This is a genomic window from Saccharomonospora iraqiensis subsp. iraqiensis (assembly GCF_000430445.1).
In the GTDB taxonomy this organism is placed as follows: Bacteria; Actinomycetota; Actinomycetes; order Mycobacteriales; family Pseudonocardiaceae; genus Saccharomonospora; species Saccharomonospora iraqiensis.
The window spans coordinates 1-1,609 of record NZ_AICW01000536.1; the positions used below are offsets into that span (position 1 = coordinate 1).

The 1,609-nt window shown below is 74.5% G+C and carries 2 protein-coding genes; both read left to right on the forward strand.

Features of this window, described 5'->3' with window-relative positions:
- Nucleotides 1-308: 308 nt before the first annotated feature.
- A complete protein-coding gene (locus ACTIR_RS0100315) occupies nt 309-1,250 on the forward strand; it encodes an ABC transporter substrate-binding protein (RefSeq protein WP_026452792.1) in 942 nt (313 codons plus the stop codon).
- Nucleotides 1,247-1,609 (forward strand): iron chelate uptake ABC transporter family permease subunit (locus ACTIR_RS20930; protein WP_411431304.1); only part of this gene is annotated, 363 nt, incomplete at its 3' end. The genes ACTIR_RS0100315 and ACTIR_RS20930, both read left to right, overlap by 4 nt.

Sequence of the window (1,609 nt, forward strand, 5' to 3'; positions counted from 1 at the left end):
CCACGGGGGCGGCGGGACCCGGGCGGACGGCGGCCTCCGCCGAGCAGTACCGGCAGGCGGCGCCGGCCGGCCTGGTACCGTCCTGGCCGACGCGGGCGGGAGCGAAGTCCGGTGGGATTCCGGCGCTGTGCCGCAACTGTGATGGGCCGATGGTGATCCGTGGAGACGCGGTGTGACCGAACGGCCCGAGCCAGGTCGCCTCCCGTCCGTGCCGACGCCATCCGCCTCCGGCGCAGAGGTGGCGGCGTCCGCGACCGCGGCAGCGGTCCGGCGCGGCCTCCGGCGCCGGACCGAGAGACCGAGGTCCGATGTTGTCTGTCAGACGGTTGTTGCTGCCGCTGTTGCTGGTCCCGTCCCTGGTCCTGACCGCCTGTGCCGAACGGGAACCGGCCGAATCCGCCCCTGCGGGGGACTCCGGGGACTTTCCCGTGGAACTGCGCCCCGAGGGGGCCCCGGCGGTCACGCTGGACCAGCGGCCCGACCGCATCGTGTCCCTGTCCCCGTCCACGACCGAGACGCTGTACGCGGTGGGTGCGGGCGAGCAGGTGGTCGCCGTCGACGAGATGTCGACCCACCCCGAACGGGCGCCGCGGACCGATCTGTCCGGGCTCAGCCCGGATCCCGAGTCGATCGCGGGGCACGACCCCGACCTGGTGATCGTGCAGTCGGACCGGGACGGCACGCTCGCCGACTCCCTCGCCGAGACCGGGATCGAGACGCTGGTGCTGCCCGCACCGGGAACGCTGGACGGGATGTACCGCCAGTTCGAGCTGGTGGGCCGGGCCACCGGCCACGCCGGGGCCGGGGCGGAGCTGGCCGAGGAGACGGCGGCCGAGATCGACGAGCTCGTCGCCGCGGCCCCGGAGCGGACCGGGGAGCTGAGCTACTACCACGAACTCAGTCCCCAGCTGCACAGTGTGACCTCGACGACCTTCATCGGGCAGGTCTACGACCGGTTTGGGATGACCAACATCGCCGACCAGGGCGACCCCGGGGCCCACGGGGGCTACCCGCAGCTGTCCGCCGAGCGGGTGCTGGAGGCCGACCCGGACCTGATCGTGCTCGCCGACACCCGGTGCTGCGGGCAGGATGCGGACACGGTCGCGCAGCGGCCGGGGTGGGACACCCTCACCGCCGTCGAGCGGGACCGGGTCGTCGGCGTCGACGACGACCTCGCCTCCCGCTGGGGACCGCGCCTGGTCGAGTTCGTCCGCACCGTCTCGGACGCGGTACGCCGGACGGACGGGTGACCGTGCTCAGACGTCGGACCGATACCGCCTCCCCTCCCGGTGCCCCGGCCGCGGCCGGCACCGGGAGGGGCACTCCCCCACCGGCGTCCCGGGCCGGGACGACCCGCCTGCGCGTGCGGACCGTGGTGCTGTTCGTGCTCACCCTGCTCGCCGTGTCCGTGTTCGCGATCGTCGTCGGATCCGGTGAGCTCGGCGGGCACCGGGTACTCGCCGAGATCGTCGCCCAGGTCACCGGGGGTGTGTCCCCGTTGTCGGAGCGGGAGGCGGCGATCGTGTGGCAGCTGCGCGCGCCCCGCGTGCTGCTCGCCGCGGTCGTCGGTGCGGCGCTGGCCGGGGCGGGTGCGGCCTTCCAGGGCGTG

Bases quoted from the DNA above. Each gene is read 5' to 3' on its own strand.
- ACTIR_RS0100315 (WP_026452792.1), top strand. From the start codon at position 309: ATGTTGTCTGTCAGACGGTTGTTGCTGCCGCTGTTGCTGGTCCCGTCC.